Here is a 14,754-nt window from a genome sequence, read left to right as displayed (position 1 = left end):
GCACACTCAACGGGAGGAATAGAAATGAAACGACTGACTGCAACGCTTTTGCTCGCCACGACGCTGCTTGCCGGGCCTTCCGTCGCCAGCGCCGACGGGCTCAACATCGTCTTTACGCACCATTCGTCGGCCTCGAACACCTTCTGGCAGGCGGTGAAGAAGGGCTTTGACGATGCCTGCGGCAAGGTCGAGGCCAAGTGCAACATGATTTTCACCCAGACCGAAGGCTCGGTCGAGCAGCAACTCGCCAATATGCGCGCCGCACTTGCCGCCAAGCCGGATGCCTTGCTGACCTCGATTGTCGACAACAAGGCGTTCGACGACGTCATCAAGGAGGCGCGAGACGCCGGTGTCTTGGTGATTGCCGTCAATGTCGATGACACCGAAGGCGCCAAGGGCAATGCGCGGCAGGCCTTCGTCGGGCAAGGTTTCAAACCGGCGGGCTACTCGCTCGGCAAGGCGATTTCCGAGAGCTTCCCGAAAGAGGGGCCAATCAAGGTTCTGGTCGGCATTTCCGCACCCGGCCAGAACTGGTCCGAAAGCCGCGGCGCAGGCGTGATGCAGTTCCTGGAAGAATACAAGGCGGCTCACCCCGACCGTCAGGTCTCATGGGAGCGGATCGACAGCGGAACGGACCTTGCGATCACATCCGATCGTGTCGGCGCCTATCTCAATGCGCATCCCGACACCACAGCCTATTTCGACACCGGCTTCTGGTGCGCGGGCGTCGCCCGGTCGCTGCAGGACCGCGGCGTCGCGCCGGGCAAGGTCCTCCTTGGCGGTTTCGATCTGGTGCCGGAAGTTCTGCAGCAGATGCAGAAGGGCTACGTACAGGCTTTAGTGGACCAACAGCCATACATGCAGGGCTTCATGCCCGTCATGGAAGCCTACCTGAACAAGAAGGTAGGTCTGGCCCCCTCCGACATAGATACGGGTCAAGGCATCGTGCGCCCGGATCAGGCCGACGCGATCATGACGCTTTCATCGCAAGGTCTGCGTTAAGCCCACGCCCGCCATGTATTCACCCGGCGGTGTTCGCACTGCCGGGTGGTCCCTTGCCTCGAATTCCTGGAGCCTGCCTTGAAACGCCTCTTCAAGACCTATCTGGAAAAGCCGGAACTGGCGGGACTGATCCTGCTGGTGCTTCTGGTGGTGATTTTCGAGATCCGCTCGGATGGCGTGTTCCTCAATCAGGACAACCTGCGTGGCATACTCGGCATTCTGCCGGAAACGGGCCTCGTCGCCATCGGCGTCACGATCCTGATGATCAGCGGCGAGTTCGACCTGTCGGTTGGATCGGTGTTCGCGCTGATGCCGATGTGCATGGCGGTCCTCATGGTCGAAGGGGTGCCTTTCCCTCTTGCCTTGCTGGCCGGGCTTGTCGTTTGCGCGGTGATCGGATTTATCAACGGCTATGTGACGATCTGGTTCGAGATCCCGAGCTTCATCACCACGCTCGGCATGCTTTTCATCGCCCGGTCACTGACGATCGTCGTCTCGGGCGGGTTTCCACCCTTGCTTCCGGCCGATCTGCCGAACTGGCTGTTCACCTCGTTCGTCGGCCCCGGCAACATGTTCCGCATGTCGTTCCTGTGGTTTGCGGGAATTGCCCTGCTGACGTCACTGATGCTTTCCCGAACCAATTTCGGCAATTGGATAAAGGCCACCGGCGGCTTCCACCCCGCTGCCGCCTCGATGGGCATCCCGACCGCGAGGGTAAAACTCGCATGCTTCGTGCTTTGCTCGATGCTGTCGGGTTTCGCCGGCATCCTGCAAGTGCTGAGGCTGGGTTCTCCTTTGCCTTCCATTGGCGAAGGTCTGGAACTCCAGGCGGTGGCCTCGGCGGTCATCGGCGGCGCTTCGCTCGCAGGCGGCATCGGTACGGTCGCTGGCGGCATTATCGGTACAATCCTCATCCGCATCATCGACAACGGGCTAGTGCTCTCCAATGTCGACGCGAACTGGTTTAAATTCGCGATCGGCTTCCTGACCATTTTCGCCGTCGTCGCCAATGCCTGGATGCGCAAGCGCGCCAAGGCGATCAAGATGGAGGGCTGAGCCATGGAAGATGCAATCATCTCTGTCCGCAATCTTCACAAATGGTATTCCGGTGTCCATGCGTTGAAGGGCGTGAGCCTCGACCTGAAGCGCGGCGAGGCTCTTGGGCTGGTCGGCGACAACGGTGCCGGAAAATCGACGCTCATCAACATTCTGTCAGGAGTCCATACCGCCGACGAAGGCGAGATCCTGGTCGAAGGCAGACCGGTTAGGATCGCCAGGCCGCGCGACGCGATGAACCTCGGCATCGAGACCATCTACCAGTACAATTCGATGGTCCCCACCATGTCGATCGCCAGGAACCTGTTTATCGGCCGCGAACCGACGCTGTTTTCCGTATTCGGCGTCGGCATCCTGGATCAAAAGAAGATGGGCAGCGAAAGCATAAAGGCGATCGCCAATGTCGACCTGCATCTGCGCTCGCCCGACGCACTGGTCGGTGAACTGTCAGGCGGCCAGCGGCAGGGCGTCGCCATCGCGCGGGCCATGCATTTCAAGTCGAAGGTGATGATCCTCGACGAGCCGACCAATCACCTTTCGGTCAAGGAGACCAGCAAGGTCATCGGCTTTGTACGTGGATTGAAGGCGCAAGGGGTGACCGGCGTTTTCATCAGCCACAACATGCATCACGTTTTTGATTGCTGTGATCGCGTGGTCGCGATGGCGCGCGGCGAGGTCGTGCTCGACAAGCGCATCGAAGAGACCTCCATCGATGAAGTTCACAACGTGCTTTGAGGAGCGGGAACGGTGATGACGAACCTTTCCGGCAAAGTTGTGCTCCTGACGGGCGGTCTGGGTTCGCTCGGCCGCGCCCAGGCTGCCGCGCTTGCCCGGGCTGGAGCGCGCGTGCTTCTGCTTGACCGACCGGAGAATGCGGAAGGGCCCGGAATCGCAGCGGAATTGGCCGCGGCAAACAAGGGTACGATCGTCTATGTCGGTTGCGACTTGAACCAGCTGGCCGAAGCCGAGGCAGCGGTCAAGGCGCTCGCCGACAAAGAAGGCACGATCGACATCCTGATCAACAACGCGGCGCTCATCATCAATCGTCCGTTCGAGGAATTCTCACTTGGCGAGTACGAGGACCAGATCCGTGTGAATTCGTCAGCCGCCTTCGCGCTGGCGCGCGCCTGCGCCCCAGGCATGAAGAAGAAGGGCCAGGGCAGGATCGTCAATTTCTGCTCTGTGACGCTGAACGGCCGCTGGGACGGCTACGTGCCCTATGTGGCTTCGAAGGGAGCCATGCTGGGACTCACCAAGTCGCTGGCGCGGGAATTGGGATCACACGGCATCACTGTGAATGCAGTGTCGCCCGGCGCCGTCGTTTCCGAGGCAGAGGAGCGCGTCTTCGGAGAACGACTCGAGGAATACAATGACTGGATCCTCGCCAACCAATGCCTGAAGAGACGCATCGAGCCGCAGCATATCGCCAATCTCGTGCTGTTCCTCGTCTCCCCGGCCTCGGACATGATCAGCGGTCAGAACATCAACATTGATGGCGGATGGTAGCCATGGCTGCTTTTCAATGACCAACGGCGATGAGATCGAACTTGCCGATGGGCGTGCAAGCCTTGTGGTGCGTCCCCGCGAGGGCGCCGCCATCCTGCGCTACGACGCGCTCCGCCCCGGCCGAGCACCCACCCCTGTGCTTGAGCCATCGAGGGGGCTGCTGAAGTTCGGGTCCCAACTGCTGATCCCCTGGTCAAACCGCATTTCCGGTGGAGGCTTCGAGTTTGACGGGTGCTTCCATGCGATAGAGCCCAATGTCGAAGGCGAGCCGTTCCCACTCCACGGCGACGCATTTCAAAGGCCGTGGCGGTTGACGAGGCGAACCGGCACTGAAATGGAGCTGGTTCTGGAGGATGGGGCGATCGGACCCTACCGCTACCATGCGAGCGTCCGCTATGCATTGGACGAAGGCGCGCTGTCCGCCGTGCTGGCTGTCGAGAACCGAGCCGCCATCCGGCTGCCCTACGGGCTCGGTTTCCACCCCTGGTTCCCGCGCCGCCCGCGCACTTTGCTCCTAGCATCGGCGCACAGTGTCTGGTTGGAGGACGAACGACACCTGCCGACGGGTGTGGTGCCGCTAGCCTCGCGGCCGGACTGGGATTTTTCGCAAGCCGCGCCGCTTCCCGACGCCTGGGTCAACAATGCCTTCGAAGGCTGGAACGGGCACGCCTCGATCATCCAGCCGGATGACGCTATCGCCGTCACGGTCGAGGCATCGCCCTCGCTGAATGTCTTCGTCCTCTATTCGCCGGCACGAGACGCTGATTTCTTCTGCTTCGAACCCGTTTCACATGTGGTGGACGCCCATCACGGCAGCGGCCTGACCACGCTGGAAAAAGGCGAATCGACAAGCGCGCATTTGCGGTTACGCTGGGGTGAGCTGTAGCGCCAAATCGGACGTCGCGAATCGGTGCAGCGACATGGTGGCAAAGGCCTTTTCCGTTGACCGTCTGTCGCTTGGCACATGCTGCTTCAGGGCGTGTCGACTTGAAGAGACCATGCGCACCACATAACAGTGAACCATCCTGCGTAATGACGAGAGTGCAATGACAAACATGACGTTTCTGCCTGACGATGGCGTCTTTCTCGGCCGCGCTCGATCGCCTGATGTGCCCCATCCCCTGATCGTCACGGTGCGTGACGGCACCGTCTTCGACATCACGTCGAGCGCGGCACCGACCGTGCGGGACATCTGCGAGATGGCCGATCCGGCAGGGCATGTGCGCTCGGCCAAGGGCAAGCCGATCGGCTCGCTCGACGACATCGCGGCCAACAGTTTTCAGACCAGCCGCGATCCGGCAAAGCCCTATCTCCTCTCCCCGGTCGACCTGCAGGCGGTCAAGGCATCGGGCGTCACCTTCGTCGTGAGCCTGCTCGAGCGGGTGATCGAGGAGCAGGCGCGCGGCTCGGCGGAAAAGGCCGACGCCATCCGCGCCGACATTGCCGGGCTGATCGGCCATGATTTGTCGAAGCTCAAGCCCGGTTCGCCGGAAGCCATGGAGATCAAGGCCAAGCTGATCGCGCGCGGCGCCTGGTCGCAATATCTGGAAGTCGGCATCGGCCCCGACGCCGAGATCTTCACCAAGTGCCAGCCGATGGCCTCGGTCGGCTTCGGCGCCGATGTCGGCCTGCACCCGGTGTCGACCTGGAACAATCCGGAGCCGGAGATTGCCATGATCGCCGCGTCGAGCGGTAGGATCGTCGGCGCCACCATCGGCAACGACGTCAATCTGCGCGATGTCGAAGGGCGCTCCGCCCTGCTGCTCGGCAAGGCCAAGGACAACAATGCTTCGGCGTCACTTGGACCCTTCATCCGACTGTTCGACGACACCTTCTCGATCGACGACGTGAAGCGCGCCGTGGTGCGCCTCAAGGTCGAGGGCGAGGATGGCTTCTCGCTGGAGGGCGCGAGCTCGATGGCCGAGATCAGCCGTTCGCCGGAAGAGCTGGTTGCCGCGGCCATAGGCCCGCACCACCAGTATCCGGACGGGCTGGCGCTCTATCTCGGCACCATGTTCGTGCCGTCGAAGGACCGCGGCGAAAAGGGCAAGGGGTTTACCCACAAGGTCGGCGACATCGTCACCATCTCGTCGGAAAAATTCGGCGCGCTGGTCAACCGGGTGCGGCTGTCGCCCGACTGCCCGCACTGGACCTACGGCGCCAGCCATCTCATGCGCGACCTGGCAAAGGCCGATCTGATCTAAGAAACCTGTCCAAAACGCCATGACCTTGCTTGGTGTGGATGCCATCCGGGTCGCCTTCACCACCGGTGCTCTGGTCCTGCTTGCCTTGGCGATCGACCGGCTCATCCGGCTGTGGCGCCACTGGCACGCCGGACACAGCGGGGACAACCCGCTCGGCTGAGCCTCGCCGCCAATCATCCGGCCGCCCTGAAAAAATCACCCGACTGATGCAATCTGATGGGACTGCTGATGGCGCCGCGTCAGGCGCCAACTACATCTGCAGATGGAGGCTTGCCATCCGTCGAAAAAGGGAATGCTCTGAGGCATCCGTGCGGCGCTGGCAAAAGACGCGATCCGGCTGAAGCCGGAACAAGAGACGGATCATCTTCAACCGGGAGGAAATCAAATGCTGACAAGACTGAGACTTGTGCTTTACGGCCTGCTGGTCGCGCTGACGCTCATTCCGGCAGCCGCGCAGGCCAAGACCTTCTACTGGATTTCGCATGGCGGCCCGGCCGATCCGGTCTGGACCTACTTCCTGGCCGGTGCCAAGCAATGGGCCAAGGACACCGGCAACACCGTCAACACCTCGTTCCACAATGGCGACGTCGCCTCCCAGCAGGAAGCGGTTCGCGCTGCCCTCTCGGCCAAGGCCGACGGCATCGTAACCACCAGCCCTGATCCGGGCAGCCTCGTCGAGATCGTCAAGGAAGCCCGCGCGGCCAACATCCCGATCATCAACTTCAACACGCCCGATCCAAAAGCCAATTTCAATGCCTATGTCGGCGGCGACAACGTCACCTTCGGCAAGCATTGGGCGCAATATCTGGTCGACAAGGGCCTGGTGAAAAAGGGCGACTTCGTCTGGATGCCCGTCGAGGTCCCCGGCGCCACCTATGGCGTCCAGGAAGAGGAAGGCATCAAGAGCGTCTTCGGACCGCTCGGCATCACCTATGAAGTGACCGAGGCGACGCTCGACCAGGCCGAGGTGATCAACCGCATGGTCGACTACCTCACCGCCCACAAGGGCAAGGTCAAGGCCATCATCGGACTGGGCGACCTCGTCACCGGCTCGATCAAGCGGGTGTTCGACCAGGTCGGCGTCAAGCCGGGCGAAATCCCTGTTGTCGGCTGGGGCAACTCGCTCGATACCACCCAGGAAGTGCTGAACGGCTACGTCAATGCCGGCCAGTGGCAGGACCCGCAGGCGACCAGCTATGTCGCGCTGTCGCTCGCCAACATGGCGGCGTCAGGCATTCCTCCGGGCTTCAACGTCATCACCGGCGCGCTCTACGAGAAGGACACCGCCGGCGTCTACGACAAGATCCTGTCCGGCAAATAAACCGCGATCCCTGGCGCCGCGCTCGTCTGATACGCGGCGCCAGACATCTTTCTTGCGCCGCGATCATCCATCCAAGGCGGGTGGAGATCGCGGCCCGTTCAAAACCATGTCGCGGGTTCCCTGTGGAAAATCATTCGCTTGTCCAACGCCTGATTGCGCGGCCTGAATTCGGTCCCTTCGTGCTGCTCGTCGTCGAGATCGGCGTTTTCTGGGGCTTCAACCACGACTTCCTGTCGCCGCAGAACATCTCCAACACGCTGGCCTTCACCGTCGAGCTCGGCCTGATCGCGCTGGCGATGACCTTGCTGATGACATCGGGCGAATTCGACCTGTCCGTCGGATCCCTGTTCGGCTTCTCGCCCGTGCTGATGTGGACGCTGTTCAACGGCGGCGTCACCTCGCTGGAGATGGGCTTCGTCATCGCGCTGGTGGTTGCTGCCTTGATCGGCCTGGTCAATGGCTGGTTCGTCACGCAGCTCAAGATCCCGTCCTTCCTGGTGACCCTCGGCATGCTGCTCGTAGTGCGCGGCAGTGCCCTTTTCATCACCGACGGTTTTCCGCAGCGCACCTGGAGCGCCGAGGGCAGCTGGCTGGCGGAGGCGCTGGTCGGCGACTTCTTCATCGGGCCGTTCCGCATCTACATGTCGCTGTTCTGGTTCATCGCCGCGGCGATCGCGCTCGGCTTTGTGCTGACGCAAAGCCGGACCGGCAACTGGATCCAGGCGGCGGGCGGCAATCCCAACGCGGCGCGCGCCCGCGGCGTGAATGTCAACCGCGTCAAGATTGGCCTGTTCGTGCTGTCGTCGCTCATGGCCTCGCTGGCCGGCGTCATCTCTTCGTTGCGCACGTCGGCCGCCAATCCCAACAGCGGCACCGGCTACGAGCTCGAAGTCATCGCCATGGTGGTGATCGGCGGCACGGCGCTGACCGGCGGACGCGGGACCATCATCGGCACCGTGCTCGGCATCCTGATCCTGCGCGTGATGCGCAACGGCATCGTGCTGATCGGCGTGCCCGGTCTTGCCTACAACATCTTCATCGGCGCGATCATCCTTGGCATGATGGCGCTCCACTCATGGCTGGAACGCCGGCACCAGGCAGGGACTTGAACCATGGCCGAGCCATTGATCCGCATGCAGAACATCCGCAAGTCCTACGGCCGCGTGCAGGCGCTCGAGGACGCCAATTTCCATGTCAACGAGCGCGAGATCGTCGGCCTGCTCGGCGACAATGGCGCCGGCAAGTCGACACTGATCAAGGTGCTGTCGGGCGCGGTGCCGCTGACCAGCGGCGACATCTTCATCCGCGGCAAGAAGGTCACCTTGCGCAGCACCAGCGACGCCATCGCGCAGGGCATCGAGACGATCTACCAGGATTCCGCGCTGGTCACGCAACTGTCGATCGCCCGCAATTTGTTCCTCGGTCGCGAGCCGATCAAGCCGCCGCGTTTCCTCAACCGCATGGACCAGGAGGCGATGAACACTGTCGCCCGCGACCTGCTCAAACAGGTCGGCATTTCGAAGAACATTCCGCCGACGACACCGATCGGCTCGCTCTCCGGCGGCGAGCGCCAGGCGGTGGCGATCGCACGCGCCATGCATTTCGACAGCGACCTCATCATCCTCGACGAGCCGACCAACAATCTTGGCGTCGCCGAGACACAAGGCGTGCTGAGCTTCGTGCGCAGCGCCCGCGATTCCGGCCATTCCTGCATCTTCATCGCGCACAACATCCATCATGTCTTCCAGGTGGTCGACCGCATCGTCGTCATGCGCCGGGGCAAGGTGGTCGCCGACGACATCGACCCCAAGAAGACAACCGTGACGGAAGTCGAACGGATCATAACAGGCATGTCGGACAAGGAAATCCGCGAAGCCATCGCCGACGGCAAGCCGGCGCACTGAGGGCGGAAGCCGCGTTGTCGAACCAGCCAAACGCGCATCGCGGTGATGGATGTCGATCACCCGTCCCTCGGATCGCATCGGCTGCGAAATCGCTTGTCTGGCGCGTCATCGCGTCGGCGCGTAGGGTTGCGGCATGAAGGCCACCGTCTCCGACATCGCCAGGAATTGCGGGCTCTCGACCGCGACGGTCGACAGGGTGCTCAACAACAGGCCGGGCGCCAGCGCCGCCAACCGGCAACGCGTCATGGAAGCCGCCAAGCAGCTCGGCTACCTGCCGGTCGCCGACCAGGTGACGCTTCCCTCCAGACCAGCAAACCTCGAATTCTTCCTGCCGATCGGCAGCAACGCCTTCATGCAGGATCTGGCAAGGCACATCGAGGACTATGCATCACGCCTGCCGCTGGTCGCTTCGTGCCGGATCCACAACCTCGCCGGCATCTCGCCGAACGCGCTGCAGAGCGCCGTGGAAAACCTGTCGCTAAAGGCCAATGGCGTCGGAGTCATCGCCATCGACCATCCGCGAACCCGCAACATCCTGCGCGACATAGTCGAGGCCGGCATCCGCCTGGTGACGCTGGTGTCCGATATTCCGGCCGCTCCCCGCTCGGCCTATGTCGGCATCGACAACCGGGTAGCAGGCCGGACGGCGGCGCTTCTGATGGGCCGTTTCCTCGGCGGCCGCGAGGGCCATCTGGCGATGGTCGTCGGTTCGCGCTCCTATCGCGGCCATGAGGAGCGCGAAATGGGTTTCCGCTCCGTGCTCGGCGAGGAGTTTCCCAACCTCACCGTGACCAGCGCCGTCGAAATCAATGACGAACCGGATGCCAGCTACGCCGAAACGATGAAGGCGCTGCACAACGAACCGGAGCTGCTCGGCATCTATTGCGTCGGGGCCGGACGCTCTGGCGTTGCGAAAGCCATCCGGGAAGCCAGGCCCAATCGCAAACCGGTGTTCATCTGCCATGACCTGACGAAGGAGACGCGCGGCTATCTCGTCGATGACCTCGCCGACGTCGTCATCGACCAGAACGCCAGGCTGATCGCCGAACAGTCGGTTATCCGCCTCCTCGGCTCCATCGCCTCATCGGCGCCCTATCTCACCCGCAAATTCATCGAGCCGCGCCTGATTTTCCGAGAAAACGTGCCGGTGCAATAAGGCGAGGAGCCTCGGAAAAGCCGGTTTCCTGGATTTGTCTGATAATTGACACGGCAAATCTGCACAGCTGCTATGCACAATTCATTGTTGCCGAATCATTGGGCAACTCGTAGCTTCTGGTTGTCGGCCATCTACTCCTCCCAGATGCGATGCCGACGCTGAATGGGGTGCACCTCCTCCCGCGCCACATTCGAAATCGAGCCCGCTGCCACCTCCTCCCGGCAGCGGGCTTTTTTCGTTCAGCCGTCGGAAATTCCTGTGCCGCCCGCGCCAAAGGGCGCCAAGCATCGCCTCGCTCATACGACCGGCAAATCGCCAACAGTCGCGGCGGACTTCAACCGGCTGCAGTGCCTCGGAAGGAAACGATCAAGCCTTCGGCCATACGCACGAACTGCGTGCTCGGACCTTCGGCGCCCACAGTCTGTACACTGACACGGGCGCCCTCGAACAGCAGCGACAGCGTATCGGCAAGCAGTTCGGCCTGACCGATGCCCGCACCCCGGCACAGCGTCACAAGGCGTTCGCGCTGGGCTTCCTTGAGTTCCTTGATCACCAGCCTCGCCGGATGGTCCGGCTCGGTCAGTTCAGCGGCGGCGTTGGCCATGTCGCAACCACGGCCGTCAGCATTGAGCATGGCAGCCGCCTTGCGAACCCAGGCATGCAGTTGCGCGAGCTTGTCGCCGGGAAACTCGGCCTCGAAGGCGTCCCACATGGCGCCGGCCTTGGCCGCATTTGCGCGCAGACACTCGACGATCAGTTCGTCCTTGGATTCGAAATGACGATAGAGCGTCATCTTGTTCGTGCCGGCAGCTTCGGTGATGGCGTCGACGCCGACGCCCTTGATGCCGTGCTTGTGGAACATGTCGCGTGCCGTCTCCAGGATTCGATCCCGGGGACGAGAGCGCTCCACGACGCCGTCTGTCATCATGATCTCCTTTCGTTTCCAAAAAACCCTCGGCCACCTCTTGACTAGGGTGTTACCGGTCTGTAACTTCCAGCATGTTACTTACTGGTAACACCTATGTCGCCCGTCGTCAATAACAAGGCCGTGAACTGGTCCTGCCAGATGAGACGGACGAGAAACTGCCAATCATGCGGCTCCGGCCGGTGAGGAAATGAAAAACGGTTCGCGAGCATGGGCTGCGGTACCGACAGACAAGGAGCCGGCCAATGACACAGCGCCGTGATCTTACCATAGATGAGGCCGTCCGGGATCCGATGATCCGGCTGGTCATGAGGGCAGATGGGGTCGACCCCCGCGCCTTCGAGAAGATGCTTCGCTCGCTTGCCGATGGGCAGCGTCGTGAGGTGCCGTTGCTGCGTTCACGGGAAGCCTCCCGTGACGGGCACGGCCAGTTGTCCAGAGTTGCCAGCGCCTTCGGGCGGGCAACAGCAGCCGGCGAGGCATGTGTGTCGTGGTAAACTTCTTCATTCACCGTCCGATCTTCGCCTCGGCGATCGCCATCATCATGGTGCTCGCCGGGACGATTTGTTATTTCCTGCTGCCGGTCTCGCAGTTTCCCGACATCACGCCGCCCCAGGTCGTGGTCAGCGCCCATTATCCCGGCGCCAGCGCGCAAGTCGTGGCCGACACGGTGACGACGCCGCTGGAGCAGCAGATCAACGGCGTGCAGGGCATGACCTACATGTCGTCGACGAGCTCCAATGACGGCTCCTCGACCATCACCATCACCTTCGATGTCGGCTACTCCCTGAGCACCGCCGCCGTCGACGTCCAGAACCGCGTCTCGCAGGCGGCCTCGTCGCTGCCGGCGATCGTCAACCAGGGCGGCGTGACGATCAAGAAGCAGAACCCGAACTTCGTGCTCATCGTCAACCTCACCTCGCCCGACAAGTCGGTCGATCCGGTGGCGCTGTCGAACCTCGCCTACCTGCAGGTCGTCGATCCGCTGAAGCGGCTGCAAGGCGTCGGCGACGTGCAGATCTTCGGCGAGCGGCGCTATTCGATGCGCATCTGGCTCGATCCGGACAAGCTTGCCAATCTCGGCATCACCGCCGTCGACGTGCAGAATGCCATCGCCGAGCAGAATGTCCAGGTGGCGGCCGGCAAGATCGGCCAGTCGCCGGCGCCCGCCGGCACCGCCTTCGAGATGCAGGTCAACGCCGTCGGCCGCCTGAGCGACCCGAAGGAGTTCGGCGACATCGTGGTGCGCGCCAACACCGACACGGGCTCGCTGGTGCGGCTGCGCGACGTTGCGCGTATCGAGCTCGGCGCGCTGCAATATTCGTCGTCGGCCTTCTTCGGCAAGGACCCGACCGTCGTTCTCGCGGTCTACCAGATGCCCGGTTCCAACGCGCTCGACCTTCAGCAGCGCGTCAAGGACAAGATGCAGGAGTTGTCGGCGCGGTTCCCCAAGGGCGTATCCTATGCCATGCACTACGACACCACGCGCTTCGTCTCGGCATCGATGCATGATGTGCTGATCACGCTCGGCGAAGCGCTGGTTCTGGTCGTCGCCGTGGTGTTCATCTTCCTGCAGAGCTGGCGCACGACCATCATCCCGACCATCGCCATTCCGGTGTCGCTGGTGGCGACGCTGGTCGTCATGGAGATGCTGGGCTTCTCGCTCAACATGCTCTCCCTGCTCGGCATGGTGCTGGCGATCGGCCTTGTCGTCGACGACGCCATCGTGGTGGTCGAGAATGTCGAACGACAATTAGAGGCCGGGTTGAAGCCACTCGCGGCGACCAAGGCCGCCATGGCCGAAGTCACCGGTCCGATCATCGCCACCACCGCGGTGCTGATGGCCGTGTTCGTGCCGGTCGCCTTCATTCCGGGCGTCTCGGGGCGGCTCTACAACCAGTTCGCGCTGACGGTGGCGATTTCGGTCGGCATCTCGGCCTTCAATTCGCTGACGCTGAGCCCTGCGCTCAGTGCCGCTTTCCTGCGTCATCGGCATGGGCCGCAGTTCTTCCTGTTCCGTTGGTTCAACACCGGCTTCGACAAGATATCCCACGCCTACGCTCATGGTGTGCGCTTCCTCATTCGCCTGCGCTGGATCATGCTCGGCCTTTTCGCGGCCGGGTTGGTCGCCACCTATTTCGTCTGGCAGAAGCTGCCCTCGACCTTCCTTCCGGTCGAGGACCAGGGCTATTTCTTCGTCGTCATCCAGTTGCCCGACGGCGCCTCGCTCGAGCGCACCGACGCGGTGGCCCAGAAGGCGCGCGATATCCTGCAGGCGACGCCGGGCGTCGACATTGTCGGCTCGATCAGCGGCCTGAACTTCCTGACCAGTGCGGCGCAGTCGAACTCGGCGGTCGAGTTCGCCATCCTGAAGCCCTGGGAAGAACGTGGCCCCGACCAGAGCGCGTCGAAACTCGTCGCCGACGTGCGCGGCAAGCTGATGCAGATTCCGGAAGCTTTCGCGCTCTCCTTCGATCCGCCTTCGATCCCGGGTATCGGCACGACCGGCGGCTTCGAATTCGTCGTCGAGGACCTCACCGGCCGCGGCAGCACGGCCCTCAATGACGCGACGCAAGCCGTGATCGCCGAGGCGCGCAAGCAGCCGGAAATCAATCCGCAGCAGCTGTTCTCGCCGTTCTCGACCTCGACGCCGCAGTTCAACTACGACCTCGACCGCAGCAAGGCCAAGCTTCTCGGCCTCAACCTGCCCGACGTCTTCAACACACTGCAGATCTATCTCGGCTCGCTCTATGTGAACGACTTCAACCTGTTCGGCCGCACCTTCCGGGTGACCATCCAGGCCGACAAGGATGCACGTGCGGGCGCCGCCGACATTTCCAGGCTCTATGTGCGCAACGCGTCGGGCGGCATGGTGCCGCTCTCGACGCTGGGCAAGCTCGTGCCGTTCGTCGGGCCGGAAACCGTGCCGCACTACAACAACAACGCCTCGGCCTCGATCAATGGCGGCGCCGCACCGGGCTTCTCTTCGGGCCAGGCGGTCGCCGCCATGGAACGGGCGGCGGCCACCGCGCTCCCCAGGGATTTCGGTTTCGAATGGACCGGCATCACCTTCCAGGAGCTCAAGGCAGGATCGATCGCGTCCGTCGTCTTCGGCCTCGCCATCGTCTTCGTCTTCCTGATCCTGGCGGCGCAGTATGAGAGCTGGGCGATGCCGTTCATGGTGCTGCTGGCGGTGCCGCTCGCTCTGTTTGGCGCGTTCGCGGCCCTGTCGGTGCGCGGCATGCAGATCGACGTCTACTCGCAGATCGGCTTCGTCATGCTGATCGGCCTGGCAGCGAAGAACGCGATCCTGATCGTCGAGTTCGCCAGGCGGCGGCGCGAGGAAGGCTTGAGCATTGTCGAGGCGGCCATGGAAGCCGCGCGCCTCAGGCTGCGGCCGATCCTGATGACGGCCTTCGCCTTCATCCTCGGCGTGCTGCCGCTGATGTTCGCCACCGGCGCCGGTGCCGCAAGCCGCCAGTCGATCGGCACCACGGTGTTTGGCGGCATGGTCGCCGCGACCATTCTGTCGCTGGTGTTCGTGCCGGTCTTCTACGCGGTCATCGAACAGCTGCGGGAGCGCCGCGGAAGCGGCGAACCCGCCTCCAAGCATACTGAACCAACTGCCGAACCCGCCTTCCCTCCCCTGGCGGAAGCGGCCGAATAAGATTGGAGAAATA

At 62.7% G+C, this 14,754-nt stretch carries 13 protein-coding genes; 12 read left to right on the top strand and 1 reads right to left on the bottom strand.

From position 1 onward, the window contains the following. The first annotated feature begins 24 nt into the window (after nucleotides 1-24). The 11 genes from MAFF_RS30080 (at nucleotide 25) to MAFF_RS30035 (ending at nucleotide 10,149) form a co-directional block, all read left to right on the top strand. Nucleotides 25-1,002 (top strand): sugar ABC transporter substrate-binding protein, encoded by a 978-nt coding sequence (locus MAFF_RS30080; RefSeq protein ID WP_010914801.1) that lies wholly within the window; start codon nucleotides 25-27, stop codon nucleotides 1,000-1,002. A gap of 78 nt (nucleotides 1,003-1,080) precedes the next feature. Beyond that, the gene (locus MAFF_RS30075; RefSeq protein ID WP_044549702.1) at nucleotides 1,081-2,058 is read left to right on the top strand and encodes an ABC transporter permease; all 978 of its coding nucleotides are present in this window, start codon (nucleotides 1,081-1,083) and stop codon (nucleotides 2,056-2,058) included. Nucleotides 2,059-2,061: 3 nt separating this feature from the next. After that, nucleotides 2,062-2,793 carry an ATP-binding cassette domain-containing protein gene (locus MAFF_RS30070; RefSeq protein ID WP_010914799.1) on the top strand — a complete coding sequence of 244 codons (732 nt, stop codon included), beginning with the start codon at nucleotides 2,062-2,064 and terminating at the stop codon, nucleotides 2,791-2,793. Between the two features lie 15 nt (nucleotides 2,794-2,808). Continuing rightward, the gene (locus MAFF_RS30065; protein ID WP_044549700.1) at nucleotides 2,809-3,564 is read left to right on the top strand and encodes an SDR family oxidoreductase; all 756 of its coding nucleotides are present in this window, start codon (nucleotides 2,809-2,811) and stop codon (nucleotides 3,562-3,564) included. A gap of 16 nt (nucleotides 3,565-3,580) precedes the next feature. Further along, nucleotides 3,581-4,450, top strand: coding sequence for an aldose 1-epimerase (locus tag MAFF_RS30060; protein WP_044549697.1), 870 nt, complete (start codon nucleotides 3,581-3,583; stop codon nucleotides 4,448-4,450). A 160-nt stretch (nucleotides 4,451-4,610) separates the two neighbouring features. Further along, nucleotides 4,611-5,768, top strand: coding sequence for a fumarylacetoacetate hydrolase family protein (locus tag MAFF_RS30055; protein ID WP_010914796.1), 1,158 nt, complete (start codon nucleotides 4,611-4,613; stop codon nucleotides 5,766-5,768). Nucleotides 5,769-5,787: 19 nt separating this feature from the next. Then, nucleotides 5,788-5,928 carry a hypothetical protein gene (locus tag MAFF_RS39480; protein WP_157866106.1) on the top strand — a complete coding sequence of 47 codons (141 nt, stop codon included), beginning with the start codon at nucleotides 5,788-5,790 and terminating at the stop codon, nucleotides 5,926-5,928. Between the two features lie 225 nt (nucleotides 5,929-6,153). Then, complete coding sequence (locus MAFF_RS30050; RefSeq protein ID WP_010914794.1) at nucleotides 6,154-7,089, top strand: sugar ABC transporter substrate-binding protein; 936 nt, start codon at nucleotides 6,154-6,156, stop codon at nucleotides 7,087-7,089. Between the two features lie 122 nt (nucleotides 7,090-7,211). Further along, nucleotides 7,212-8,198 (top strand): ABC transporter permease, encoded by a 987-nt coding sequence (locus tag MAFF_RS30045; RefSeq protein WP_044549694.1) that lies wholly within the window; start codon nucleotides 7,212-7,214, stop codon nucleotides 8,196-8,198. A 3-nt stretch (nucleotides 8,199-8,201) separates the two neighbouring features. Then, on the top strand, nucleotides 8,202-8,993 hold the full coding sequence (locus MAFF_RS30040) for an ATP-binding cassette domain-containing protein (RefSeq protein WP_010914792.1): 792 nt from the start codon (nucleotides 8,202-8,204) through the stop codon (nucleotides 8,991-8,993). A gap of 133 nt (nucleotides 8,994-9,126) precedes the next feature. Further along, a complete protein-coding gene (locus tag MAFF_RS30035) occupies nucleotides 9,127-10,149 on the top strand; it encodes a LacI family DNA-binding transcriptional regulator (protein WP_010914791.1) in 1,023 nt (340 codons plus the stop codon). Between the two features lie 334 nt (nucleotides 10,150-10,483). Here MAFF_RS30035 and MAFF_RS30030 read toward each other — a convergent pair whose 3' ends face one another. Next, a complete protein-coding gene (locus MAFF_RS30030; RefSeq protein WP_044551510.1) occupies nucleotides 10,484-11,074 on the bottom strand; it encodes a TetR/AcrR family transcriptional regulator in 591 nt (196 codons plus the stop codon). Nucleotides 11,075-11,555: 481 nt separating this feature from the next. Between MAFF_RS30030 and MAFF_RS30020 the strand changes: the two genes are divergently transcribed. Beyond that, on the top strand, nucleotides 11,556-14,741 hold the full coding sequence (locus tag MAFF_RS30020) for an efflux RND transporter permease subunit (RefSeq protein ID WP_010914789.1): 3,186 nt from the start codon (nucleotides 11,556-11,558) through the stop codon (nucleotides 14,739-14,741). Nucleotides 14,742-14,754: the final 13 nt, after the last annotated feature.

Source organism: Mesorhizobium japonicum MAFF 303099 (assembly GCF_000009625.1).
GTDB classification, from domain to species: Bacteria; Pseudomonadota; Alphaproteobacteria; order Rhizobiales; family Rhizobiaceae; genus Mesorhizobium; species Mesorhizobium japonicum.
This window is presented reverse-complemented; position numbering and strand designations above follow the sequence as displayed.